Here is a 22651-nt window from a genome sequence, read left to right as displayed (position 1 = left end):
CTCAGATCGGATAGATGATGGAATTCGGGATCATTTCGCTGTCGAACACGCACAGGCGCGACGCGAACTTCAGGCCTTCGGGCGTGGACACGATGCGGTCGATGTAGCGGCCCACGTTGAACACGGTCGAGGGCCCGTCGAGCTTGGTGCGGAACACCGCGTAGTTGGCCTCGCTGTGGATGGCGCCGTCGTCGTCGACACCGTGCACCACCGGCAAGCCGACCACGTGGCGCTGGTAGTACGGGTCGTGGAACAGCGTCTCCTGGATGCCGTAGACGCGGTCTTCCAGCATGCCGCGGCTCTCGAAGGACAGCGTGGCCAGCGGCAGGCCGCGCTCGTGGTTCTCGCGCGGCTGCAGCCGGTAGCTGCACTGCTCGGTGAAGAAGGCCGGCCACAGGCTCCACTGGCCCGAATCGACCGCGTGGGCGTAGGCCGCGTAGAGCCGCGCCAGCTCGAGGTAGGCGGCGGGGTCGAGCTGCTTCATGCGGCCTCCATCACTTCGCGCCAGTAGCGGTACATGCCGCGGATCAGCGTCTCGGTCACCATGTGGTCGGTGTTCTCGACCTCGCGCCCGCCGAGCTCGGCCAGCGTGCGGTGGTAGGGCTTCTGCTCGAAGCCCTGCTGCGAGAACTCGATCACCTCGCCGTCGTCGGCCGACACGAAGCCCGCCGGCCCGAACAGGTTGGCCTGGCGCAGGCGGCGCTGCGTCATCTCGGCGCTGTCGTCCTCGAAGCCGAAATGGGTCCAGACGAAATCGAAGGCATCGTGGCCCACCGGCTGGATGTGGCGCGTCGACACGCTGTTGACCTGCTGCTGCAGGATCAGGCTCGGGAACAGCGTCATCATCACCGCGGTCGGCCCGCCCCACCAGGGCTCGGGCACGATGTCGAGGAAGCGCGGGTCCTTGAGCTGCATGCTCTCCTTGAAACTCGAGACCTGCGTCACCTGCGCGGCCTTGCCCGCGCTGCCGCGCGTGGAGATCATCGCGGCGTGGCGCCCGCGCGCATCCATCTTGAGCTCCGACTTGTTGTCGGCGCGCCAGAGCCCGAAGGTCACGAACCAGGTATGGAGCAGGCCCGGGTGGTACGGGTCCTTGATGTTCTCCTGCATCAGCTTCCAGTTGCCCGGGATGCGCTGGCGGCTGTAGCCGAGGATGGTGAGCTTGCGGCCGTCGAACAGGCGGTCGAAGTAGCGCAGGATCTCGGGGCCGAGGAAGTCCTCGAAGGATTCGATGTCGTGGTCGAAGGAGGCGAACACCACGCCGCCGCGCCGCGCGACCTTGAGCTTGTTGAGGCCGTTCTCCTCGAGCTTGAAATCCCCCGGCATGCCGCCGTTGACCTTGCCGTCCTGCTTCACGCCGCGGCGGAACGGCACGCCCTGCAGGTCGCCCTTGAGCGAGTAGTTCCACTGGTGGTAGGGGCAGACGAAGTCCTTGCGGTTGCCCTGGCGCTCGCGGCAGAACTGCATGCCGCGGTGCGCGCAGACGTTCTCCACCACGTGGATCTCGCCCTCCATGTCGCGCACCAGGATCACCGAGCGCTCGCCGACGGCGGTGCGCTTGAAGTCGCCGGGGTTCGGGATCTCGGCCTCGAGGCCGACGTAGCACCAATGCTTCTCGTAGAAGAAGCGCTGCAGCTCCTTCCGGTGCAGTTCCTCGTCGGTGTAGGCCTTGAACGGGATGCGGCTGGTCTGCTCGTTCTCCCAGCGCAACTCGATCGGGAACACGGCTTGCGTTGTCATCGCGGGTCTCCTTGTCTTTCCGGCAATTCTTCAGGTGCCTTGCAGGTAGAAGGCATCGGCATGGATCTGCTCGGGCGCGAGGCCGCGGCCGCGCACCAGTTGCGTCACGGCCTCGACCATCGGCGGCGAGCCGCAGAGGTAGGCGCGCCAGCCCTCGAGGCTGCCGGGCCAGTCGGCGCGGATCGCGTCGGTGATCAGGCCCAGGCGCTGGCCGGCCTCGACCGGGCCGGCGACCACCACCACCTGCACCGTCAGGCGCGGATGCAGCGCCTGCAGTTCGCGCAGCTCGGCGAGGCCGTAGACGTCGGCGCCCGAGCGCACGCCGAGATAGAGGTGGATCGACTGCTGCGTGAGCCCGGCCTCGATGGCGCCGCGCACGATCGACAGGATCGGCGCCAGCCCGGTGCCGCCGGCCGCGCAGAGCATCGGCCCGCGGTGCTTCGTGCGCAGGTAGGCGGTGCCCAGCGGACCGCTGACACGCACCGCGTCGCCCACGCGCAGCTGCTCGAACACATGCGCGGTGACACGGCCACCGGGCACGCGGCGCACATGGAACTCGAGTTCGTCGTCGCGGCCGAGGCCCGCCATCGAGTACGGCCGCGCGAGTCCCGGCGCGAACTGCAATTGCGCGTACTGGCCCGGCGAGAACTCGAGCGGCTTGTTGGGTTTCAGGCGCAGGCGGCGGATGTCGTGGGTCAGCGTCTCGATGCCGGTGACCGTGGCCTTGAGCACCCGCGCCGGATGCACCACCACCTCGTCGGGCTCGGGGATCTCGATCGCGCAGCTCTCGGTCAGGGTGGCCTGGCAGGCCAGCACGTAGCGCTCGCCCTGGCCGTCGGGGCGGATGGCATCCTGGCCCGCGTCGAGCACCTGGCCCGACACCAGCTTGCAGCGGCAGGTGCCGCAGCGCCCGGCCATGCAGCTGTACGACACCGGCACATGGTGCTCGCGCAGCACTTCGAGCAGGTTCGCGCCGGGGCGGACCTCGAGCGTGCGGGCCAGGGGGTGGATGTGCAGGTCCATCGGATGTTCTTCTCGTGGGCGGGCGCGGTGCGCCGGTTGTCTCGGGGACGGATGATGCGCGGCCGTCGCCGATTGACCAATAGAATTCCGTGAATCCTCTTCATCACCGAAATGAATAAAGGTCCGGCATGCAGCTCAAGGACATCGACCTCAACCTGTTGCTGGTGTTCGACCGCATGCTGGCCGAGAAACGCGTGTCGGCCGTGGCCGCTTCGCTGGGCCTGTCGCAGCCCGCGATCAGCAATGCGCTCGCGCGGCTGCGCAAGCTGCTGGGCGACGAGCTGTTCCTGCGCACCGCGCGCGGCATGGAGCCCACGCCCTTCGCGCTGCAACTGGCCGAGCCGGTGGCCTATGCGATGGGCGCGCTGCATACCGCGCTCAACCAGCAGGTGGTGTTCGACCCGGCCACCAGCACGCGCGCCTTCGCGCTCGCGATGACCGACATCGGCGAGATCTACTTCACGCCGAAGCTGATGGCCGCGCTGTCGGCGGTTGCGCCGGGCGTGACCATCAGCACCGTGCGCAACAACACCGCCACCAACCTGCGCGAGGAGCTCGAGGCCGGCCATGTCGACCTGGCGATCGGGCTGCTGCCGCAGCTCAAGTCGGGCGTGTTCCAGCGCCGGCTGTTCCGCCAGCGCTATGTGTGCCTGTTCGCCGGCAGCCATCCGCTCGCGAAGAAGCGCAGCGTGTCGCTCAAGGATTTCGTCGCGGCCGACCACGTGCTGGTGCAGGCCGCGGGCACCGGCCACGGCAAGGCCGACGACGTGATGGCCGCGCAGGGCATCCAGCGGCGCATCCGGCTGCGCGTGCCGCACTTCGTGGCCATCGGCCACATCCTGCGCTCGGGCGACATGATCGCCACCGTGCCCGAGCGGCTCGCGCAGAGCATCGCCGAGCCTTTCGGGCTGGTGTGGCGCCCGCACCCGGTGGCGCTGCCGCAGATCGCGATCAACCTGTTCTGGCATGCCAAGCTGCACCGCGATCCGGGCAACCAGTGGCTGCGCGGACTGCTGTTCGACCAGTTCGCCGACGGCGACTGAGCACGGTCTTCGGGTTCGGCGTACAAACACGGCCGTCCCTTCTTTCCGCATCACGATGGCGCCCTCCCCCCGCATCCGGATCGCTCCCGGCACCGAAGGCATCGAACGCCTCGAGGCCCACCTGCACGGCCAGGCCTTCTCGCCGCACCGCCACGACACCTACGCGATCGGCATCACGCTCGCAGGCGTGCAGCGCTTTCGCTACCGCGGCACGCAGCAGCAATGCCTGCCGGGCCAGTGCCACGTGCTGCATCCCGACGAGCTGCACGACGGCGGCGCGGGCACCGACGACGGCTTCGGCTACCGCATCCTCTACGTCGATCCGGCGCTGGTGCAGCGCGCGCTGCAGGGACGGCGGCTGCCCTTCGTGGCGCAGCCGGTGCTCGATGCGACGCGGCTGCGGGCCCTCGGCACGGGCCTCGCCACCGCGCGCGAGCTCTGGGACTTCGACGCCGCGATCGACGACGAGGTGCTGCGCACCGAGTTCGCGGTCGCGGTGGCGCAACTGCTGGTCAACGCGGCCACGGGGTGCGCGGCCGCGACCGGCCCGCTCGAACTCGCGGGCCTCGCGCGCGTGCGCGAGCACATCGCCGCCACGCCGACCGAGCGCCCCGAGATGGCCACGCTCGAGCGCCTGGCCGGCCTCGACCGATGGTCGCTCGCGCGCCAGTTCCGCGCGGCCTTCGGCACCAGTCCGAGCCGCTTTCGCACCTTGCGCCAGCTCGACGCGGTGCGCCGGCTGCTGCGGCGCGGCAGCTCGCTGGCCGATGCGGCCGACGCGGCCGGCTTCGCCGACCAGAGCCACATGTCGCGCCAATTCAAGCAGGCCTACGGCCTCACGCCCGCGCGCTGGAGCGCGGCGCTGGGCTGATCAGCGCGCGCCGGTATCGGTGCGCACCTCGATCGCGCGCACCACGGCCGCCATGTCGAGCGCGCCCAGGCCCAGCGCCTGCGTCTCGCCATAGAGCGCATGGCAGGCATCGAGCAGCGGCGAGGCCACGCCGGCCGCGCGCGCCGCCTCGGCCACCAGCCGGTTGTTCTTGAGCACGTCGGTGATCGAGGCCTGCACCTCGAAGTCCTGCGCGAACAGCTTCTGCGCCTTCATGCGCGACACGGCGCTGGCCATCGGCCCGGCCTCGAGCACCGACACCAGCTTGCGCGTGTCGAGCCCATGGCGGTCGGCGAAATGGAAGGCCTCCGCGAGGCCCGTGACCATGGTGATCAGGAACAGGTTGACCGAGAGCTTCATCAGCAGCGCCTGCGGCACCGGGCCGCAGACCACGGTCTCGTGGCACATGGGCTTGAGCAGCGGCCGCAGCGCCTCCACCGCGTCCGCGTCGCCGGCGAGCATCGCCACCAGTTGCCCGGCCTCGGCCGGCTTGCGCGAGCCCGAGACCGGCGCCTCGACATAGCGCCCGCCCGCGGTACGGACCTCGTCGGCCAGTGCCTGCGAGTACGCGGCCGAGGTCGTGCCCATGTGGACGATGGTGCGCCCCGCCACGTTGTCCGCGAAGGCCGGCGTGCCGCGGCCCAGCGCTTCGTCGATCGCCTCGCCGTGGGCCAGCATCAGGATCGCGATGCGCGTGCGGCGCAGCACCTGCGCGGGCGTGTCGGCGACCTGCGCGCCGGCTTCGCGCAAGGGCTCGGCGCGCGCGGGCGAGCGGTTCCACACGACCAGCGGCGTGCCCGCGCGCGCGAGGTTGAGCGCCATGGGCTGGCCCATGACGCCCAGGCCGATGAATCCGAGGGGTTCGATGTCAGTCAACCGTGTCTCCGTGAATGAATGAGGAAGGGATGGCGCGGGACCTTAGCCCTCGGCGAGGGCCGTGTCTTGAAGCTTTGTGCGGCGGCCCGCTTCACGAAGCCTTCAGCGGAGGCGCAGCCTTTCTTCAGGCTCGCTTTCGAGAATGGACGCAACCACCGACGCACCGCGTGGCGCCCGTGGCTCCCTTCCCTTTCATCTCATCTTTCTCAAGCATTCCATGCCTTCCAACCAAACCTCGCTGCCCAAGACTTCGCCGCTGCGCACCGCGCTGCTCCTGTCCGCCCTGCTGCTGGCCGCCGCCGCGTCCATGCGTGCCAGCGCGGCGGACCACGGCAAGGACACGACGCGCCTGTACGTCGGCGGCGCCATCGGCCGCTCGAGCTACAGCCTGCCCTCGTCCTCGCGCGTGCCCGTGCCCTGGGGCGGCGAGAAGAACAGCAAGAGCGGCACCGCGTTCAAGCTCTATGGCGGCTATCGCTTCACCGACACCTTCGGCGTGGAAGGCGGCTATGCGCGGCTGGGCCGCGTGAAGCAGTGGAACACCAGCTACAGCGGATTCGGCGCGCACTCGGTGCTCGAGAACGGCACCGGCCAGGTGTTCTACGCGGCCGCCACCGCGCGGCTGCCGCTGGGCGAGTCGTTCGCGCTCAACGGCCGGCTCGGCGTGGCGCATGGCCGGGTATCGGCCGGCAACAGCCACCGCCTGTTTGGCGGCGAGAGCATCGGCGGCAACGGCACGGGCCTCATGGCCGGCTTCGGCGCGGAATACGCCGTGACGCGCAATCTCTCGATCACCGCCGACTACGACTACTTCGGCAAGGTCTCGAAGCACGCCAAGGCCGGCCTGCTGACCGTGGGCGTGCGCGCGAACTTCTGACGGCCCCGGGGCCTTCAGCCCGGCAGCGCCCAGCGGCCCAGCACCTCGTGCACGCCCTCGGCGCGCCGGCTGTCGATCAGCGCGAAGCTCGCGGCGGTCCAGCGCACCGGCTCGACCGTGGCGGGCTCCATCGCGCCGCGCATGTACGACACCGTGAGGTGCGGCGTGAAGGCGCGCTTGGGCGCGAAGCCCGCATCGGCCAGCACCTCGCCCAGGCGCTGCCGGAAGGCCGCTAGCGCCGCCACTTCGCCGTGGTCGCCGCCGAGCAGCACGCAGGCGCCCTTGGCGAAGCGCGCCACGCCGTCGAATGCCACCTCGAAGCGCGGCAGGTGCAGCCGCGAGGCGGCCGCGATCGCGAGCTCGACCTTGTCGCGCGGCAACTCTTCGTGCTCGCCCAGCTCATGCAGCGTGACGTGCAGCCGTTCGGGCTCGACGTGCATGGCCCGCAGGTCCCGTTCCGCATGCCATTGCGCGCTCCAGGCCGCGATGCGCGCGGCATCTTCCGCGCCGGGATGGATCGCGAAGAACAGCACGTGCGCCGGCGGCGGCTTGCGCGGCGCGCGTTCGCCAGGGGTGGCGCGGGCTCGCGTGCGCAGCGGTGGCGGCGGTGCGTCGATGCCGGGCAGCAGCAGTTGCTGTTCGCTCGCGGGGGCGGTGCGGCGGGACTTCATGCGCGTCGGCCCTCGTGCGGGGACGCGGGCGCGCGGCGGCGGGTGTGGCGGATGGCGGCAGTCAAGCGTGGGGGCGCGTGCGGTGGCGGTCGAGGACCGCACGGCGGAAGGCATTCGTTGGGGGGCTGAATGGTACAGATGCCCGGCGCGATCCGGGACCGCCGCGCGAAGAAATTTCAGCGCGCCGCGTCGATCGCCGGGCCGGTCCATTCGCGCACGAAGGACTCGGGTGCGCGACGCTCGGGCGCGCGCGTCGCCTCCTTCGGCGTGCCGACGTAGAGAAAGCCCAGCAGCCGGTCCGCCTCGCCCAGGCCCAGCGCGCGCTGCACCCGCGGGTCGTAGCTGTTGAGCCCCGTGGCCCAGAAGCCGCCATAGCCCAGCAGGTGCAGCGCATTGAGCATGTTCATCGCGGCGGCGCCGACCGCCAGCACCTGTTCGGACTCGGGGATCTTGTGCGGCGCCAGCACGCGCGCGCAGATCGCGATCAGCAGCGGCGCGGCCATCGCCTTGTTGCGGAAGCGCTCGCCGTCTTCTTCGGGATCGCGTTGCCGCGCGGCCTGCGCGAACACCTCGCCGAGCGCGAGGCGGGCCTCGCCGCGGATGGTGATGAAGCGCCAGGGCTGGAGCTGGCCGTGGTCGGGGGCGCGCAGCGCGGCCTGGAAGACGAGGTCGAGGTCCTGCGCCGAGGGTGCGGGGTCGGTCAGTGGCCAGGGGGAATGGCGCTGCAGCAGCAGGTCGAGCGCTTCGCGCCGGACGGAACGGGAGATGGAGGTGTCGGCGTGCATGTCGGCGTCCTTCGAAACGAAACGAGGAAGCCGCCCCGCGGGAATGACAGGTGCTGCAAGGGTTCAGTGGCGGGCTGTCCCGCCGCGTCGGGCGAGATGGCTGGCATCCGGGTCCTCGTTCGCGACGAAGACAGCGGTCACCAAGGTTCGACGGGGCGGCGAACGAAAAAGCATCGTATCGGCGCCGCATTGCCCATGCACCGGGTGCGTCTAAGGCACCCGGTGCGCGGACGCTCAGAAGTTCATGTCCTTCTCGACCTCCTGCAGCTTGCGCCGCGCCAGCGCCAGGTTCGACTTCGACTTGTCGAGCACGAAGTAGATGAACACCCCCTCCTTCTGCGCCATCGGGCGCAGCAGGTGGTACTGCTTGCCGAGCGTGATCAGGATGTCCTCGATGCTGTCGTTGAGACCAAGGGCGCGCATCGTCTTGAGCTTGGCGCGCATCACTTCGGTATTGCCGGCGGCCGCCACCTCGAGGTCGACGCCAGAGCCGATGGCGCCCAGCATCATGCCGCTGGTGGAGTCGACCACGGCGGCGCACAGTGCGCCGTCGGCGGTCAGGAGGTTGTCGAGGCTGTTCTGGATCGAGGCCATGTGTTCTTTTCCCTGTGAATGATCATGCGAATGAAAGGATGAAGCGGAGGCGTCGCATGCACCCCGTCTCCGCCGGCAATGGCGATCAGCGCGTCACGGCGCCTCGAGCGCCCGCACGCATGCGGCGGTCCGGTACATCGCCTGCGCGAGCACCGCGTCGGCATTGGCGATGACGTTCACCACCAGTTCCGTCCCGCCGTTGCGCACCGGGCTGACAAGCGCGAAGCCCTTGTCGGTGGCCACGGTGATGCAGGTGCAACGACCGAGGCGCGCCTCCTGCGAGGCCACGGCGCCGATGGCGGCCATCGAACTGGCCATCGCGGCGATGCGCGAGGGGTCGAAGTCGCGCAGGCTGGCATGAGCGATCTCGAAGCCGTCGGGCGTGGCGACCACCACGGAGACGACGCCGCTCGTCTCGTCGAGCACGCCGCGGGCCTCGGCCGCGGCGCGCAGCTCGAGCGCGTGGGGAATCTTCATGGTGCGATCTCCTCGTCGATCACCTCGATCTGCATGAGCAGCGTTTCGATCAGGGCAACGACGTCGTCCTTGCGACGCGGGTCCATGGCGAGCACCGGCAGCACCAGCCCGCGGGCCGCGAGCGCGCCGGCGTAGTCGTCGAGCGTGGGCGAAGGATGCGTGGGCAGCCGCGTGATGCCGAGCGCGCAAGGCATTGTCTCGAGCGCACCCGCGAAGCCATCGAGATAGGCCGCGAGGTCCGCCAGCGGATCGGGCCGGCTGTTGTCGATCAGGATCGCGAGGCCGAGCGCATCGCGCACCAGGATCTTCCACATGAAGTCGAAGCGGGCCTGTCCCGGCGTGCCGTAAAGGCGCAGCCGGTCGCCGTTGTCCAGCGTCAGCTGGCCGAAATCGAGTCCCACCGTCGTGGTGGCCTTGGCCACCGAGCTGTCGGCATTGGCGACCTCGGTCCCGATGGGCTTGATGTCGCTGATGGCGGCGATGGCCGTGGTCTTGCCCACGCCCATCGGGCCCGTGAAGACGAGCTTGAAATCCCTCATGGCGCGCCGTCGCTCAGGACAGGCCCAGACGCCGGCGGATGCGCGAAAGCAGCCCCTGCTTCTGCTGCCGCGCATCGGCGGTCGTGGCCGCGCCAGGCACGCCGGGCAGTTCCGTGGCCCAGGCCAGGGCCCCTTCTTCCGCCAGCAGACGCAGGAAGGCGCGACATACCTCGACATCGACCTGGCCCAATGCGCCGAGGCTCTCGGCCGACTGCGCGCTCCTGGAGAGCGCCGCCGCCAGCCTGACATGGGCCGGGTGCCGCTGCAGCGTCGCCTGCGACGGCCAGCGGGTCAGCGAGGCGCGCGCGCCGGCCTGCGTCGCGTCGTCGGGCAAGGCGTTGGGCGCGACCCGGTTGAGCAGTTCCACCACTTCTTCGGCATAGATGGGGCGCGCGAGCGAAGGGCTGGCCGGCACGGCGGCATCGCCGCGGCGAGCCACCATCGGCACCACGAAACGTGCCGGTGGCGCCTGCCGCTCGGCGGCAGGCCCGTCGCCATCGATCAGCAGCAGATCACAGGATTGCGATTCACTGACCGTCCAGCGCGAACGGAGATTGGAGCTGAGGCGGACGATGATTCTCAGGAGCTCGACCTCAACCGGAGGGAGCCCCATCACGCCCAGAACGAGTGGCATACCTTCTTCCCTGACTGTTTTTTTTGAATGGTTGCATATTGTTGTAGCCGTTAACTAAATGATGTACGTGTGTACAAATGAATCCTGAGATTCGGGCGAACACCGCGAACAAATCCACAACATTTGTTGCCTAAGGGGCGACTTCAATGAGCGATTAGGAGAAACGTCACGGACCGCCCACGGCGAATGGAACGCGAATTCAGTCCTCGTCCAGCGCCCCAAAACGCTCCGCCAGGAAGTCCACCAGCGCCCGTACCGCCGGCAGCAGCCCGCGCCGCGAAGCGAACACGGCGTGGATGATCTCGCGCCGCGGCGCCCAGCCCTGGATCACGTGGATCAGCTCGCCGCGCGCGATCTGCTCGCGCACCATCATCGACGGCAGTTGCACCACACCCACGCCCGCGAGGGCCGCGGCGCGCAGTGCGAGCATGCCGCGCGTGACGAGGCGCGGCTGGTGGCGGACGGCGGCCTGCGCGCCGTCGGGGCCGAGCAGGGTCCACACATGCTCGTGCTGCGGCAGGCCGAGGTCCATGCTCGGCAGGCCCGCGAGGTCGGCGGGCACGCGCGGGATGCCGCCCGACAGCAACTGCGGATGCGCCACCAGGCACTGCCCGCGCTCGGCGAGCACGCGCATCACGAGTTCGCTGTCCTCGATCGGCGGCGGCCGCACGCGAATGGCGACGTCGACGCCCTCGCCCACCACGTCCACGCGGCGGTTGGTTTCCTCGAGATGGATCTGCACGCGCGGGTGCGCGACCATGAAGGCGGCCACCATGTCGCCGACATGCGTGTCGAGCAGCGCCACCGGGCAGGTCATGCGCACCACGCCGCGCGGCTCGGCCTGGGTCAGCGCGATGGCCTCGTCGGCCGCGTCGGCCTCGACCAGCATCGCCTTGCAGTGGCCGTAGTAGGTCTGGCCCGGTTCGGTGACGGCGAAGCGCCGCGTCGAGCGCTGGATCAGGCGCGTGCCCAGGCGCTCCTCGAGCAGCGCGATGCGCCGGCTGAGCTTGGACTTGGGCATGCCCAGCGCGCGGCCCGCGGGCGCGAAACCGCCGTGGTCCACCACCTGCACGTAGTAGTAGAGGTCGTTCAGGTCCTTCATCGCTTGCACCCCTCATCGTTCACCAAATAGAACGCTGATGGCAAATATCGCTATCTACCGCATCCATCGTTCAACCCATATTCTCTATCCATCGGCCAGGACCCTCGTCCTGGCGACGCAAGGAGATGAAGATGAAGAAGGTTCTCGGTGTCTACAGCGCCCCCCGCACGCACTGGGTGGGCGACGGTTTTCCGGTGCGCTCGCTGTTCGGCTACGACGGCCTGGGCAAGCACCTGAGCCCGTTCCTGCTGCTCGACCATGCGGCGCCGACGTCCTTCGAACCGGCCGTCCGCCCGCGTGGCGTGGGCCAGCATCCGCACCGCGGTTTCGAGACCGTGACCATCGTCTACCAGGGCGAGGTCGAGCATCGCGATTCCACCGGCGCGGGCGGCCTGATCGGTCCGGGCGACGTGCAATGGATGACCGCCGGCGGCGGCATCCTGCACGAGGAGTTCCACTCGCGCGCCTTCACCGAACGCGGCGGCACGATGGAGATGGTGCAGCTCTGGGTCAACCTGCCCGCGAAGGACAAGATGGCCGAGCCCGGCTACCAGACCCTGCTCGACGCGCAGATCGCGTCGGTGGACCTGCCCGAGGGCGCGGGCCGGGTGCGCGTGATCGCCGGCGCATTCGACGGCCAGCGCGGCCCGGCGCGCACCTTCACGCCGATGGACGTGTGGGACCTTCGCATCGCCCAGGGCCGCACCGGTCGCTTCGAGGCGAAGGAAGGCCACACGCTGGCGCTGGTGGTGCTGCGCGGCACGGTGCTGGTCAATGGCGAGACGATCGCGCGTGAAGGGCAGCTGGTGCACCTGGACACCGCCGGCAGCGGCGTGGAGATCGAGGCCAACAGCGACGCGACGGTGCTGTGGCTGTCGGGCGAACCGATCGACGAGCCCGTGGTGGGCTACGGTCCGTTCGTGATGAACAGCGAGGCCGAGATCCGCCAGGCCATGGCCGACTTCAACAGCGGCCGCTTCGGGCGCATGCCGGCCTGAGCGATCGAGCCCCCGCGTTTGAAAAAGACGCGGGGGCCTTTTCCATTCAAGGACCGTCGCCGGCCCGCAGGTCCGATTCGCGCGTCACCGTCTTCGCCAGCAGCCGCAAGGTGCTCGCGCAGGCGGCGACCGCTTCGGACAACACACCGCTGCGCCGGTAGGCCAGCCCCAGGTCCATCGACGGCACCGCGCCCGCCATCGCCGTGCGGCGAATGCGGCCGCCGTCGTGCGACCACGGGCGGAACACCAGGTCCGACAGGATCGTGACGCCGACGTTCTGCGCGACCAGGCTGCGCACGGCCTCGATCGACTTGGTCCGGAACACGACCTTGGGCTCGAGCTTCGCCGCGCCCCAGTAGCGGCCCACGGTCTCCACGTGCTCGTCCATGTCGAGCAGCACGAACGGAAGCTCCGCGATCTCCTTCAATGACACCGACTGCCCGGTGGCCAACGGATGGTCGAGCGAGGTCCACAGGCGGCGCTGCGACTTCAGCAGGTTCTCGCGCCGGATGTCGGGCGCCTGCGAGAGGTTCGAGACCAGCACCACGGCGAGGTCGAACTCGCCGCTGCGCAGGCCCGCCTCGATCTCCTCGCGGTTGCGCTCGACCGGTTCGAACTCGACCAGCGGCAACTGCCGGCGCATGGCGCCGATGATCTTCGGCAGCATGTATTCGGACACCGTGTCCGTGATGGCGATGCGCACGCGCCCTTCGACCGAGGACGCCGAGCCATGGGTCTCCTCCACCGCCACCTCGAGCGTGCGCAGGATGTGCTGCGCATGGCGCAGGAAGCCTTCGCCATGCACCGTGAGCCGCAGCCCGTCGGAATGCCGCGTGAAGAGTTGGACCTTCAGCGCGGTCTCGAGATTGCGCAGCGAGGTCGTCAACGAGGGCTGGCTCACGTAGCAGCGCTGCGCCGCGCGCGAGACCTGGCCGGTGTGGGCCGTGGCGACGAAGTGCTGCAGCTGCTTGATCGTGATCGACATAGAGCGATCCTATATCACTCTATTGATATTCAATATTTGAATTGACGCAAGCATTCGCCCATAGTCGCCCCGCACGACATCCCGGGCGCGAACGACGCCCCAGGCCCAGCCACCGGAGACACCATGCCCTCGACCTCAAGAACAGCCCCCAGGCAAGACGCCCTGCGCCCTTCCGCCGCGCACAACACCAGCCACGCGAATCCCGGCCTGCTGAGCCGACTGGGCCTGCGCTTCACCGCCTGGGCCGAGCGCTGGTTCCCCGATGCCTACGTGTTCGCGGCCATCGCTGCGGCGGTGGTCGCCGTTGCGGCGATGCTCAATGGATCGAGCCCGCTGGTCGTGGCCAAGTCCTTCGGCGACGGCTTCTGGAGCCTGATCGTCTTCACGATGCAGATGGCGCTGGTCGCGATCGGCGGCTACGTGGTCGCGACCTCGCCGCCGGCCGCGCGCTTCATCGGTCGCCTGGCATCGGTGCCCGTGTCGGGGCGCCAGGCCATCGCCTACGTGGCGGCGATCAGCATGATCCTGTCGCTGTTCAACTGGGGCATCTCGCTGATCTTCAGCGCGCTGTACGTGCGCGCCCTGGCACGCCGGACCGAGCTGCGCATGGACTACCGCGCTGCCGGCGCGGCCGCCTATCTCGGGCTGGGCGCGACCTGGGCGCTCGGCCTCAGTTCCTCGGCCGCGCAGCTGCAGGCGAACGCCGCCAGCCTGCCCAAGAGCATCCTCGACATCACCGGCGTGATCCCGTTCAGCCAGACCATCTTCCTGTGGCAGTCGATGGTGATGGCGCTGGTGCTGATCACCGTCTCGGTCGCGATCGCGCTGTGGTCCGCGCCCACGGCCGAGAGCGCGGTCACGGCGCAGGAGCTTGGCATCGACCTGGCCGAAGTGAAGCCGGCCACGGACGTGACCGCCGCGCGGCGCCCCGGCGAATGGCTCGAGCGCAGCCCGCTGCTCACGCTGCTCTTGTGCGCGCTCGGCTTCGGCTGGCTCGCCCAGGAGTTCATGGCCAAAAGCCCGCTGATCGCGATCGCGGGGCTCAACACCTACAACCTGCTGTTCCTGATGATCGGCATGCTGCTGCACTGGCGCCCGCGCAGCTTTCTCGACGCCGTGTCGCGCTCGGTGCCCTCGACCGCGGGCGTGATCATCCAGTTTCCGCTCTACGGCGCCATCGCGGCCATGCTGACCGCCGCCAAGGGCGACGGCGGCCACACGCTGTCGGACCGCATCGCGCACCTGTTCGTGAGCATCTCCAGCGTCGACAGCTTCGCGGTGGTGATGGGCGCGTACTCCGCCATCCTGGGCTTCTTCATTCCCTCGGGCGGCGGCAAGTGGATCATCGAGGCGCCCTACGTCATGCAGGCGGCCAACGAACTCAAGGTCCACCTCGGTTGGGCGGTGCAGGTCTACAACGCGGCCGAGGCGCTGCCCAACCTGATCAACCCGTTCTGGATGCTGCCGCTGCTGGGCGTGCTCTCGCTGAAGGCGCGCGACATCGTCGGCTTCACCTTCCTGCAGTTGCTGGTCCATGCGCCGCTGGTGCTCTTCATGCTGTGGTTCCTGGGTCGCACGCTGAGCTACGTGGCACCGGTGATGCCTTGAACGGACCGGGCACTCCAATGGCCGCGGCCACGACACACACCAAGCCCGGCTACTGCACGCTCTGCCGCTCGCGCTGCGGCACGCTCAACGAGGTGCGCGGCGACATGCTGGTGTCGGTGCGGCCCGACACGACGCACCCGACCGGCCATGCGATGTGCATGAAGGGCAAGGCCGCGCCCGAGCTCGTGCACAGCCCGCACCGCGTGCTGCATCCCATGCGCCGCACGCGGCCCAAGGGCGATCCGGATCCGGGCTGGGTGCGCATCGGCTGGGAAGAGGCGCTGGCCGAGACCGCCCGGCGCCTGGGCGCCATCAGGGCCGAGAGCGGCGCCGAATCGGTGGTGTTCGCGGTCACCACGCCGAGCGGCACGCCCCTGAGCGACAGCATCGACTGGATCGAGCGCTTCGTGCGCCTCTTCGGCAGCCCCAACATCTGCTATGCGACCGAGGTCTGCAACTGGCACAAGGACTTCGCCCATGCCTTCACCTTTGGCTGCGGCATGCCGCCGGCCGACTATGCGCAGGCCGAGCTGATCGTGCTGTGGGGCCACAACCCCAGCAACACCTGGCTGGCGCAGGCCAATGCCATCGCGAAGGGCCGCGCGAAAGGCGCGCGGATGATCGTGGTCGATCCGCGTCCCACGGCGCTGGCGCGCCAGGCCGACGTGTGGCTGCCGGTGCGGCCCGGCACCGACGCGGCGCTCGCGCTCGGGCTGATCCGCCTGTTGATCGAGGACGAGCGCTTCGACGCAGCCTTCGTGCGCGACTGGACCAATGCGCCGCTGCTGGTGCGCGACGACGACGGGCATCTGCTGCGCGAGCGCGACCTGCGGCCCGATGCCGAGGGCGACCGCTTCATGGTCTGGAGCGATGCGGACCAGGGGGCCGTGCCCTACGACACCGCTCGGGCCGCACGAGCTCAAGGCTCGCCCCACTTCCGCCTGCGCGGTGCTGTCACGGTGACGACGGAGCACGGCCAGCGCCTCGCGTGCCGCCCGGCCTTCGATCTGCTGGCGCAGGCCTGCGCCACCTGGACGCCGCGGGAGGTGGAACGCATCACCGGCGTGCCCGAAACCCCGCTGCGCGCCGCGGCCGAGCTGTTCGGCGGCGGGCACCGCACGGCCTATCACGCCTGGACCGGCATCGGGCAACACACCAACGCGACCCAGTCGGAACGCGCGGTCGCCACCCTGTACGCGCTGTGCGGCAGCTTCGATCGCATCGGCGGCAACCGCGTGCGCACCGGCCCGCGCGTCAACGCGGTCAATGCGCTCTCGCTGCTGCCCGATGCGCAGCGCGCCAAGGCGCTCGGCCTGAAGGAACGGCCGATCGGCCCGCCCGCCCAGGGCTGGGTGACCGCGCGCGACACCTATCGCGCGATCGTCGAGGGCGAGCCGTACAAGGTGCGCGCGATGATGGCCTTCGGCACCAACCTGCCGGTCTCGCAGGCCGACACCGCGCTCGCGCAGCAGGCGCTGTCGCAGCTCGAGTTCCACGTGCATTGCGACCTGTTCGAGACGCCGGCCGCGCGCCATGCCGACATCCTGCTGCCGATCGACACGCCCTGGGAGCGCGAGGGCCTGCGCATCGGCTTCGAGATCGACGACCGCGCGGCCGGCTGGGTGCAACTGCGCCAGCGCATGGTGGCACCGCGCGGGGAATCGCGTTCCGACAACGAGGTGCTGTTCGATCTCGCGCAACGCCTCGGCATGGGACAGGCATTCTTCGGCGGCAGCCTGGAGGCCGGATGGAACCACATCCTCGAGCCGCTGGGTCTCACGGTGGCGCAGTTGCGCAAGCGGCCCGAAGGCGTGGCCTGCGACATCGACGCGGGCGAACGGAAGTACGCGCGCGAAACGCCCACCGGCGTGCGAGGCTTCGACACGCCCACGCGCCGCGTCGAGCTCTATTCCGAAACCCTGCTGCGCCACGGTCAGCCGCCCGTGGCGAGCTTCGTCGAGCCCGCGGACACGCCGCGCGACGCCAGGGCGACCGAACAGGGCCGCTTCCCTTACGTGCTGAGCTCGGCCAAGAACGGCCTCTACTGCCACAGCCAGCATCGCAGCCTGCCCTCGCTGCGCAGGCGCGCGCCCGAGCCGGTGGCCGAGTTGAGCCCCGCGCTCGCGCAGGCCAAGCACATCGTCGACGGCGACTGGCTGCGCATCCGCACGCGCGTGGGCGAGGCCCGCTTCGTCGCGCGCGTCACGCCCGGCCTGGCCGACGATGTCGTCGTGGCCGAGTTCGGCTGGTGGCAGGGCTGCAGCGAGCTGGACCGCGAGGGCCTGCCGGTCGATGGTGCGCTGAGCAGCAATTTCAACGCGCTGATCTCGGCCGACCATTGCGACCCGGTCAGCGGCTCGGCGCCGCACCGCTCCTTTCTCTGCGACATCGAACGCGATCTCGCCACGGCGTTGCGACAGCGCGCATGGACGGGCATGCGCCGCTTTCGCATCGACGAGCTGCGGCCCGAGGCCGAAGGCGTGCTGGGCATCCACTTCGCGCCCGTCGACGGTGGCGCCCTGCCCGACTACCGGCCCGGCCAGCATGTCGAACTCAAGCTCGACCCCGGCGATGGCACGCCGGTCTCGCGTGCCTATTCGCTCACCGGTGCGGCCGAGCGAGAGGATCGGCGCGGCTACAGCATCGCGGTGCGGCACCAGCGCGGCCGCGCGGCCGACGGCACGCCGTACCAGGGGCGCATGTCGGGCCACCTGCATCGCGAACTGAAGCTCGGCGACACGGTCGAGCTGCGGGCACCGTCCGGCGGCTTCGTGATTCCCCGACGTTCGCCCCAGCCGCTGGTGCTGTTCGCGGGCGGCATCGGCATCACGCCGTTCATCAGCCTGCTCGAGTCGCTGCCCGACGGCGCCGAAGGCCCCGCGATCGAGCTCTACTACGCCAACCAGAACAGCGCGACGCACGCCTTCCGCGAACGCATCGCGCAGCACCGCGCGCGCCTGCCGCGGCTGCGGGTGATCGACCACTACAACGCGCCGCTGCCCGAGGACCGCCTCGGCATCGACTACCAGTCGGACCGCTACATCGATGCCGGCGTGGTGGACGATGCGCTGATCGCGCAACGGGCACGCTTCTACCTGTGCGGCCCGCCCGCCATGATGGACAGCGTCATCGCGGGACTGGTGGCGCGCGGCGTCCCGCGCTTCGACATCTTCAGCGAGGTGTTCCGTTCGCCCGCGGCGCCGCCGACCGATGGCATCCAGCAGTTCGAGGTCCGCTTCGCGCGCTCGGGCCGCGGGCCCGCCACGTGGACGCCCCGGCAAGGCAGCTTGATGAGCTTCGGCGAATCGCTGGGTCTGCCACTGCCCAGCGGCTGCCGCGTGGGGCAATGCGAAAGCTGCGCCGTGCGCCTGATCGCCGGCAAGGTCGCGCACCTGCATGGCCGCGAACCCGAAGACCCGGCCGTGTGCCTGACATGCCAGGCCGTGCCGCTCGAAGACCTCGTGCTCGATGCATGAGCCCCGACCTCCGTTCACCCGCCACTACCCCATGAGAACCATCGATACCGAAACCACCCGCCGCGCCCTGCGCTTCGAGCGCCTGATCCCCGCGCTGCGCGACATGTTCATCGCCGGCTGCGAAGTGCCATTGCGGCATGTGCATGCGCTTGCGGGCCAGGCCGAGCAACCGGGCGGAACCGTGCTGATCATGCCGGCGTGGCAGGAGGGCCGCTACCTGGGTATCAAGACGGTGAACATCTTCCCGGGCAATGCCGAACGCGGCCTGCCGGGGCTGTTCTCGACCTACACGCTCTACGACGCACGCACCGGCGAGCCGCTGGCGCAGATCGATGGCAACGAAATCACCTCGCGCCGCACCGCCGCCGCATCGGCCCTCGCCGCGTCGTACCTCGCACCCGTGGAGGCGCGCAGCCTGCTCGTCGTCGGTTGCGGCCGTGTCGGTGGTCTGGTTCCCGAGGCTTTTCGCACCGTGCGGCCGATCGAGCGCATCGCGGTCTGGGATCGCAACGAAGTGGCGGCGAAGGAACTCGCTGCGCGTCTCCACGCGCAAGATATCGATGCGTTCGTCGCCACCGACCTCGGCCAGGCCGCGAGCGAAGCCGACATCGTGAGCTGCGCCACGCTCGCCACGCAGCCGGTGATCGAAGGCGCCTGGCTGCGGCCGCACGGCCACCTCGACCTGATCGGAAGCTTCACACCGCAGATGCGCGAGGCCGACGACGACGCTTTCGTTGGCGCGAGGCTCTTCATCGACACGCGGGAAGCGCTGCAGAAGAGCGGCGAACTGCTCGGGCCGATGTCGCGCGGCGTGTTCGCGGCGGCGGACGTGGCGGGAGAGCTGGCCGACCTCGCCGCCGGCCGGGTCCAGGGACGAACCGAGTCCGATAGACGGACCGTCTTCAAGGCCGTTGGCACTGCGCTCGAGGACCTCGCGGCGGCGATCCTCGTCTACGAGAGCGTTGAAACCGCGTGAGGAGCGGGGTCTCGATCTCCAGACCAAATTGACAAAATAGATCAATATTGTAAAGTTCGACGCCTGTCCTCGCGGACCGGCGGCCGGGCTTCGTGGTGCGTCGATCGGCGGGGGCCTTGAACACCACCCTAACCGTCGAACTCGCCCATGCCTTCTCTGCCCTCGATCTCCTTCGGCCTTGCCGGAGCGCCCCGCTGATGGCCCCGCCCCCCGACCGGCGCGTCGCGATCATGGAGGCCGCGATCGGCGTCTTCCTGCGCTACGGCTATCGCAAGACCTCGATGGACGACCTTGCGGGCGCCGCCGGCATCTCGCGCCAGGGCCTCTACCTGCACTTCAGCGCGAAGGACGAACTCTTCAAGCAGGCCGTCACCTGGTTCGCCGAACGCGGCCTCGCGGCCATGCGCGCCGCGCTGGCGCGCGAGGAGTTGCCGATCGAGGAGCGGCTGGTCGGCGCCTTCGCGGCGCTGCATGCGCAGAACGACGGTTCGCAGATGTCGCTCGAGCACATGAACGAGATCGTCGCGACCGCGCGCGAGCTGGTCGGCCCGGTGCTCGAGGAGTTCGACCAGGCCGTTCCCAAGGAACTGGCACGCGCCATCCAGTCCGCCGGCGACGCCGTGCCCTGGCGCGGCGCCGGCCTCACGGCCAAGGCGCTCGCGCAGCACCTGTATGCCGCCTCGCACGGCCTCAAGCACTACGCCCGCACCCCGGCCGAGTACCAGGCCGGCATCCGCACCACCGTGCGCCTCGTCTGCGGCCGTCCCGGCCCGGCGGCCGGCGCCTGAGCCCCTTCCACCTGTTCACGAACGGAGTCCTCGCCATGTCCACCTTCTCGCTTTGCGCCTGCGGTTCGCGTCCCACGGCCCATCCCCAGTCGCCGCAGCAGCGCGACGGCGTCTATCGCAACGTCGTGCCGCGCGCGCCGATGGGTTTTCTGAAGACCGTGGCGATCGGCTGGCGGGTCCTGACCGGCAAGAGCGACACCACCGTGCCGAGCACGCCGATTCCGGTGCGGCCGCTGACGACCGCGGCGCTGCTGGAAGCGCCGGACCGCAGCCTCTATCGCCTCGGCCATTCGACCCTGCTGCTCAAGCTCGACGGCGAGTTCTGGCTCACCGACCCCGTGTTCTCCGAGCGCGCGTCGCCGGTGCAATGGGCGGGCCCCAAGCGCTTCCACGCGCCGCCGATCGGCATCGACGACCTGCCCCCGATCAAGGGCGTGATCCTCTCGCACGACCACTTCGACCACCTGGACCGCGCCGCCATCGCGCGGCTCGCGCCCAAGGTCGAGGTGTTCGTCACGCCGCTCGGCGTGGGCGACCGCCTGATCGGCTGGGGCGTCGACCCGGCGCGGGTGCGGCAGCTCGACTGGTGGGACGAGACCAGCGTCGGCGGCATCCGCCTCGCGACCGTGCCCGCGCAGCATTTCTCGGGCCGCACCCTGCTCGACGAGGACCGCACCCTCTGGGCCTCGTGGGTGATCCTGTCCGGCGACCTGCGGCTCTTCTTCAGCGGCGATACCGGCTACCACGCCGACTTCAAGACCATCGGCGATCGCTACGGCCCCTTCGACGTGACCATGCTCGAGACCGGCGCCTACGACAGGCAATGGGCCGAGGTCCACATGCAGCCCGAGCAGACGCTGCAGGCCCACCTGGACCTGCGCGGGCACTGGCTGCTGCCGGTGCACAACGGCACCTTCGACCTGGCGATGCACGCGTGGAACGAGCCGTTCGAGCGGATCCAGGCGCTGGCACGGGCGCGCGATGTGAAGCTGGCCACGCCGGTGATGGGAGAACGGGTGGCGTTGGAAGCGCCGCGCACGGGGCATGCGTGGTGGCTGGCCCCCGCGACCTGAAGGGTCATACGTCATCGGCATTGGGATATCGGTAAATTCCGATACGATCGGCGCATGGAACTGCTCGAAGTCTTCAAGGCCCTCTCGAACCCTACGCGCCTCGACATCCTCAAGGGCTTGAAGGATCCCGCGAAGAACTTTCCTCCGCAGGACGAAGGCGACGTCCTGACGGTGGGGGTCTGCGTCAGCAGCATCCAGGAAGGCGTCGGGCTGTCGCAGTCGACGGTGTCGGACTACCTGGCGACCTTGCAGCGCGCCGGTCTCGTCGAAGTCCGTCGCATCGGTCAGTGGACCTACTACAAGCGCAACGAGGCAACCATCAGCGCCCTGGCCGAGCTCATCGGCAAGGAGCTTTGACCCTTTTTTTATCCCGAAACATCGGTAATTCTCGATATCCCTTTTTACAGAAATGAAGGACATGCCATGAAAGCTCTGAGACTCACATCGTTCGGTGGCCCGGAATCGTTCGAACTGTGCGACCTGCCCCGGCCTGTGCCCCAGGCGGGACAGGTCCTGGTCCGGGTCCATGCGACCTCGATCAATCCGCTCGATTACCAGGTCCGGCGCGGCGACTATCCCGACCTGGTGCCGCTGCCGGCCATCACCGGCCACGACGTATCGGGCGTGGTCGAAGAAGTCGGGCCGGGCGTGACGGCCTTCTCTCCCGGAGACGAGGTCTGGTACACGCCGCAAATCTTCGACGGGCCAGGCAGCTATGCCGAGTACCACGTGGCCGCCCAAGGCATCGTCGGGAAGAAGCCCTCCTCGCTGAGCCATCTGGAAGCGGCGAGCCTGACCCTGGTGGGCGGCACGGCATGGGAAGCGCTGGTCGTGCGCGCGGCGCTCAGGGTGGGCGAAAGCATCCTGGTGCACGGCGGCGCGGGAGGCGTCGGCCATGTGGCGATCCAGCTCGCCAGAGCCATCGGAGCCCGGGTGTTCACGACCGTGCGCGAAGCCAACTTCGAGTTCGCACGCAGCCTGGGCGCCGACGTGCTCATCGACTACGAGAAGGAGGACTACGTCGACGCCGTCCTGCGCGAGACCGGTGGTCGCGGCGTCGATGTCGTGTTCGACACCATCGGCGGCGACACCCTGTCGCGCAGCCCCGACGCGGCGGCCCAGCTCGGCCGCGTCGTCAGCATCGTGGACATCGCGCGGCCGCAGAACCTCGTCCAGGCCTGGGGCAAGAACGCGAGCTACCACTTCGTCTTCACTCGGCAGAACCGCGGCAAGCTCGATGAGTTGAGTGCGCTGATCGAGCGCGGGCAGCTACGGCCGCACGTGGGCGCCGTCTATTCGCTGGCAGACATTCCGCTTGCCCATGCGCGGCTGGAAAGTCCCAACAACGGGGTGCGGGGAAAGATCGCGATCGAGGTCGGGTCGTCAGTCTCTTGAACGCTGATGGGCAGCCCCCCGCATCGCGATTTCTCGCGGCGGTAACGCGAGCTTGCGCTCTCGCCCAAGCCTGTCGCGCATCCACGCGTCAATCTCGCCCTT

General features: G+C 69.4%; 23 protein-coding genes. 11 read left to right on the top strand and 12 right to left on the bottom strand.

The genetic code is table 11. The features are described 5' to 3' along the window. Position 1: 1 nt before the first annotated feature. Genes INQ48_15445 through INQ48_15435 form a run of 3 tightly spaced genes read right to left on the bottom strand, consistent with a single transcriptional unit; the run spans position 2 to position 2763 of the window. A complete protein-coding gene (locus INQ48_15445) occupies positions 2-484 on the bottom strand; it encodes a nuclear transport factor 2 family protein (GenBank protein QRF60514.1) in 483 nt (160 codons plus the stop codon). Further along, a complete protein-coding gene (locus INQ48_15440) occupies positions 481-1740 on the bottom strand; it encodes a Rieske 2Fe-2S domain-containing protein (protein ID QRF60513.1) in 1260 nt (419 codons plus the stop codon). The genes INQ48_15445 and INQ48_15440 overlap by 4 nt, the downstream gene beginning before the upstream one ends. A gap of 30 nt (positions 1741-1770) precedes the next feature. Beyond that, entirely contained in the window at positions 1771-2763 is a 993-nt protein-coding gene (locus INQ48_15435; protein ID QRF60512.1) for a 2Fe-2S iron-sulfur cluster binding domain-containing protein, read from the bottom strand. Positions 2764-2891: 128 nt separating this feature from the next. On the opposite strand from INQ48_15435, the gene INQ48_15430 reads away from it, so the two are divergent. Next, positions 2892-3806, top strand: a complete 915-nt coding sequence (locus INQ48_15430; GenBank protein QRF60511.1) for a LysR family transcriptional regulator — start codon at positions 2892-2894, stop codon at positions 3804-3806. Between the two features lie 55 nt (positions 3807-3861). After that, on the top strand, positions 3862-4677 hold the full coding sequence (locus tag INQ48_15425) for an AraC family transcriptional regulator (protein QRF60510.1): 816 nt from the start codon (positions 3862-3864) through the stop codon (positions 4675-4677). Here INQ48_15425 and INQ48_15420 read toward each other — a convergent pair whose 3' ends face one another. Beyond that, complete coding sequence (locus INQ48_15420) at positions 4678-5562, bottom strand: NAD(P)-dependent oxidoreductase (GenBank protein QRF60745.1); 885 nt, start codon at positions 5560-5562, stop codon at positions 4678-4680. It lies immediately after the preceding gene. Between the two features lie 226 nt (positions 5563-5788). Between INQ48_15420 and INQ48_15415 the strand changes: the two genes are divergently transcribed. Then, positions 5789-6448 (top strand): porin family protein, encoded by a 660-nt coding sequence (locus INQ48_15415; GenBank protein QRF60509.1) that lies wholly within the window; start codon positions 5789-5791, stop codon positions 6446-6448. 14 nt (positions 6449-6462) lie between these two features. On the opposite strand, the gene INQ48_15410 is transcribed toward INQ48_15415, so the two are convergent. From INQ48_15410 to INQ48_15380, 7 genes are all read right to left on the bottom strand, one after another. Then, the gene (locus INQ48_15410) at positions 6463-7119 is read right to left on the bottom strand and encodes a 2'-5' RNA ligase family protein (protein ID QRF60508.1); all 657 of its coding nucleotides are present in this window, start codon (positions 7117-7119) and stop codon (positions 6463-6465) included. Positions 7120-7295: 176 nt separating this feature from the next. Then, positions 7296-7904 carry a nitroreductase gene (locus tag INQ48_15405; protein ID QRF60507.1) on the bottom strand — a complete coding sequence of 203 codons (609 nt, stop codon included), beginning with the start codon at positions 7902-7904 and terminating at the stop codon, positions 7296-7298. 234 nt (positions 7905-8138) lie between these two features. After that, positions 8139-8498 (bottom strand): hypothetical protein, encoded by a 360-nt coding sequence (locus INQ48_15400; protein ID QRF60506.1) that lies wholly within the window; start codon positions 8496-8498, stop codon positions 8139-8141. A 93-nt stretch (positions 8499-8591) separates the two neighbouring features. After that, positions 8592-8975, bottom strand: a complete 384-nt coding sequence (locus INQ48_15395) for a roadblock/LC7 domain-containing protein (protein QRF60505.1) — start codon at positions 8973-8975, stop codon at positions 8592-8594. Next, positions 8972-9514 carry an ATP/GTP-binding protein gene (locus INQ48_15390; GenBank protein ID QRF60504.1) on the bottom strand — a complete coding sequence of 181 codons (543 nt, stop codon included), beginning with the start codon at positions 9512-9514 and terminating at the stop codon, positions 8972-8974. The genes INQ48_15395 and INQ48_15390 overlap by 4 nt, the downstream gene beginning before the upstream one ends. Positions 9515-9527: 13 nt before the next feature. Beyond that, a complete protein-coding gene (locus INQ48_15385; GenBank protein ID QRF60503.1) occupies positions 9528-10148 on the bottom strand; it encodes a hypothetical protein in 621 nt (206 codons plus the stop codon). Between the two features lie 199 nt (positions 10149-10347). Next, positions 10348-11250, bottom strand: a complete 903-nt coding sequence (locus INQ48_15380) for a LysR family transcriptional regulator (GenBank protein QRF60502.1) — start codon at positions 11248-11250, stop codon at positions 10348-10350. A gap of 131 nt (positions 11251-11381) precedes the next feature. On the opposite strand from INQ48_15380, the gene INQ48_15375 reads away from it, so the two are divergent. Next, positions 11382-12248 carry a pirin family protein gene (locus tag INQ48_15375; GenBank protein ID QRF60501.1) on the top strand — a complete coding sequence of 289 codons (867 nt, stop codon included), beginning with the start codon at positions 11382-11384 and terminating at the stop codon, positions 12246-12248. Between the two features lie 46 nt (positions 12249-12294). Here INQ48_15375 and INQ48_15370 read toward each other — a convergent pair whose 3' ends face one another. Next, positions 12295-13233 (bottom strand): LysR family transcriptional regulator, encoded by a 939-nt coding sequence (locus INQ48_15370; GenBank protein QRF60500.1) that lies wholly within the window; start codon positions 13231-13233, stop codon positions 12295-12297. A 123-nt stretch (positions 13234-13356) separates the two neighbouring features. Between INQ48_15370 and INQ48_15365 the strand changes: the two genes are divergently transcribed. From INQ48_15365 to INQ48_15335, 7 genes are all read left to right on the top strand, one after another. Then, a complete protein-coding gene (locus INQ48_15365; GenBank protein ID QRF60499.1) occupies positions 13357-14841 on the top strand; it encodes a short-chain fatty acid transporter in 1485 nt (494 codons plus the stop codon). A 17-nt stretch (positions 14842-14858) separates the two neighbouring features. After that, positions 14859-18317, top strand: a complete 3459-nt coding sequence (locus tag INQ48_15360; GenBank protein ID QRF60498.1) for a molybdopterin-dependent oxidoreductase — start codon at positions 14859-14861, stop codon at positions 18315-18317. A gap of 31 nt (positions 18318-18348) precedes the next feature. Next, positions 18349-19293 carry an ornithine cyclodeaminase family protein gene (locus INQ48_15355; protein ID QRF60744.1) on the top strand — a complete coding sequence of 315 codons (945 nt, stop codon included), beginning with the start codon at positions 18349-18351 and terminating at the stop codon, positions 19291-19293. Positions 19294-19490: 197 nt separating this feature from the next. Next, positions 19491-20081: a TetR/AcrR family transcriptional regulator gene (locus tag INQ48_15350; protein ID QRF60497.1), complete on the top strand. Its 591-nt coding sequence runs from the start codon at positions 19491-19493 to the stop codon at positions 20079-20081. Positions 20082-20116: 35 nt separating this feature from the next. Then, positions 20117-21154 carry an MBL fold metallo-hydrolase gene (locus tag INQ48_15345; protein QRF60496.1) on the top strand — a complete coding sequence of 346 codons (1038 nt, stop codon included), beginning with the start codon at positions 20117-20119 and terminating at the stop codon, positions 21152-21154. Between the two features lie 54 nt (positions 21155-21208). Then, positions 21209-21511: a winged helix-turn-helix transcriptional regulator gene (locus INQ48_15340; protein ID QRF60495.1), complete on the top strand. Its 303-nt coding sequence runs from the start codon at positions 21209-21211 to the stop codon at positions 21509-21511. 66 nt (positions 21512-21577) lie between these two features. Continuing rightward, positions 21578-22549 carry a zinc-dependent alcohol dehydrogenase family protein gene (locus INQ48_15335; GenBank protein ID QRF60494.1) on the top strand — a complete coding sequence of 324 codons (972 nt, stop codon included), beginning with the start codon at positions 21578-21580 and terminating at the stop codon, positions 22547-22549. Positions 22550-22651 lie beyond the last annotated feature (102 nt).

The sequence above is a fragment of the Variovorax paradoxus genome (assembly GCA_016806145.1).
Classification (GTDB): domain Bacteria; phylum Pseudomonadota; class Gammaproteobacteria; order Burkholderiales; family Burkholderiaceae_C; genus Variovorax.
Note: the sequence above shows the minus strand (reverse complement) of the source record. Positions and strands in the feature narration are given on the sequence as shown.

What these genes read in the sequence shown, in the direction of transcription:
- INQ48_15445 (QRF60514.1), bottom strand. Translation starts at nt 484, where the DNA reads ATGAAGCAGCTCGACCCCGCCGCCTACCTCGAGCTGGCGCGGCTCTAC.
- INQ48_15375 (QRF60501.1), top strand. Translation starts at nt 11,382, where the DNA reads ATGAAGAAGGTTCTCGGTGTCTACAGCGCCCCCCGCACGCACTGGGTG.
- INQ48_15360 (QRF60498.1), top strand. Translation starts at nt 14,859, where the DNA reads ATGGCCGCGGCCACGACACACACCAAGCCCGGCTACTGCACGCTCTGC.
- INQ48_15440 (QRF60513.1), bottom strand. Translation starts at nt 1,740, where the DNA reads ATGACAACGCAAGCCGTGTTCCCGATCGAGTTGCGCTGGGAGAACGAG.
- INQ48_15395 (QRF60505.1), bottom strand. Translation starts at nt 8,975, where the DNA reads ATGAAGATTCCCCACGCGCTCGAGCTGCGCGCCGCGGCCGAGGCCCGC.
- INQ48_15335 (QRF60494.1), top strand. Translation starts at nt 21,578, where the DNA reads ATGAAAGCTCTGAGACTCACATCGTTCGGTGGCCCGGAATCGTTCGAA.
- INQ48_15425 (QRF60510.1), top strand. Translation starts at nt 3,862, where the DNA reads ATGGCGCCCTCCCCCCGCATCCGGATCGCTCCCGGCACCGAAGGCATC.
- INQ48_15410 (QRF60508.1), bottom strand. Translation starts at nt 7,119, where the DNA reads ATGAAGTCCCGCCGCACCGCCCCCGCGAGCGAACAGCAACTGCTGCTG.
- INQ48_15435 (QRF60512.1), bottom strand. Translation starts at nt 2,763, where the DNA reads ATGGACCTGCACATCCACCCCCTGGCCCGCACGCTCGAGGTCCGCCCC.
- INQ48_15430 (QRF60511.1), top strand. Translation starts at nt 2,892, where the DNA reads ATGCAGCTCAAGGACATCGACCTCAACCTGTTGCTGGTGTTCGACCGC.
- INQ48_15385 (QRF60503.1), bottom strand. Translation starts at nt 10,148, where the DNA reads ATGCCACTCGTTCTGGGCGTGATGGGGCTCCCTCCGGTTGAGGTCGAG.
- INQ48_15355 (QRF60744.1), top strand. Translation starts at nt 18,349, where the DNA reads ATGAGAACCATCGATACCGAAACCACCCGCCGCGCCCTGCGCTTCGAG.
- INQ48_15405 (QRF60507.1), bottom strand. Translation starts at nt 7,904, where the DNA reads ATGCACGCCGACACCTCCATCTCCCGTTCCGTCCGGCGCGAAGCGCTC.
- INQ48_15345 (QRF60496.1), top strand. Translation starts at nt 20,117, where the DNA reads ATGTCCACCTTCTCGCTTTGCGCCTGCGGTTCGCGTCCCACGGCCCAT.
- INQ48_15370 (QRF60500.1), bottom strand. Translation starts at nt 13,233, where the DNA reads ATGTCGATCACGATCAAGCAGCTGCAGCACTTCGTCGCCACGGCCCAC.
- INQ48_15365 (QRF60499.1), top strand. Translation starts at nt 13,357, where the DNA reads ATGCCCTCGACCTCAAGAACAGCCCCCAGGCAAGACGCCCTGCGCCCT.
- INQ48_15350 (QRF60497.1), top strand. Translation starts at nt 19,491, where the DNA reads ATGGCCCCGCCCCCCGACCGGCGCGTCGCGATCATGGAGGCCGCGATC.
- INQ48_15390 (QRF60504.1), bottom strand. Translation starts at nt 9,514, where the DNA reads ATGAGGGATTTCAAGCTCGTCTTCACGGGCCCGATGGGCGTGGGCAAG.
- INQ48_15380 (QRF60502.1), bottom strand. Translation starts at nt 11,250, where the DNA reads ATGAAGGACCTGAACGACCTCTACTACTACGTGCAGGTGGTGGACCAC.
- INQ48_15400 (QRF60506.1), bottom strand. Translation starts at nt 8,498, where the DNA reads ATGGCCTCGATCCAGAACAGCCTCGACAACCTCCTGACCGCCGACGGC.
- INQ48_15415 (QRF60509.1), top strand. Translation starts at nt 5,789, where the DNA reads ATGCCTTCCAACCAAACCTCGCTGCCCAAGACTTCGCCGCTGCGCACC.
- INQ48_15340 (QRF60495.1), top strand. Translation starts at nt 21,209, where the DNA reads ATGGAACTGCTCGAAGTCTTCAAGGCCCTCTCGAACCCTACGCGCCTC.